Source organism: Corynebacterium sp. MSK008 (assembly GCF_030232585.1).
GTDB lineage: Bacteria > Actinomycetota > Actinomycetes > Mycobacteriales > Mycobacteriaceae > Corynebacterium.
The window spans coordinates 1-558 of sequence record NZ_JASPJX010000035.1 but is presented as its reverse complement, the minus strand read 5'-3'; the positions used below and the strand labels follow the sequence as shown (position 1 = coordinate 558).

The window sequence follows — 558 nt, the reverse complement described above, 5'->3', positions numbered from 1 at the left end:
CTGAGCTGTTGGAGTTCCACTAAACCATGATTGTAGGTCATTGTTTGGGTGAGAACAATGTGTTGGACTCACCGCTGGTGGGCGACTGACAATGGATCTATGAACACTTCTTCCCATGGGGCCCGCAGTTCGTTGCTGTGGACCTGTCTGACGGCGCTGGCCCCCGCTACGTGGGGGACAACGTACATCGTGACCACCCACCTCCTCCCAGCCGGACACCCCTTGTTCGCCGCGTTCATGAGGACGCTGCCGGCAGGGATCATCGCGGTGGGCCTGTCGAGGCAGCTGCCGCGCGGCTCGTGGTGGTGGAAGAGCTTCGTGTTGGGCGGTCTGAACATGGCCGCGTTCTTCCCCCTGCTGTTCTTGTCGGCGCAGCGTCTTCCGGGCGGGGTCGCGGCCACGCTGGGTGCGGTGCAGCCCATCATCGTTGCCCTGCTGGCCGTGGCTGTCCTCCACGAGCAACTCTCCGGCTGGCGCCTGGGATGGGGTGTCGTGGGTGTCGTGGGGGTGGCTCTCGTGGTCCTTGGGCCGAGCGCCGCCCTGGACCCGGTGGGTGTG

General features: G+C 64.9%; 1 protein-coding gene. It reads left to right on the top strand.

Going from position 1 to position 558, the window contains the following annotated elements:
• Positions 1-57: 57 nt before the first annotated feature.
• On the top strand, positions 58-558 hold a 501-nt coding region (locus QP996_RS11765; protein ID WP_502870237.1), incomplete at its 3' end, for an EamA family transporter.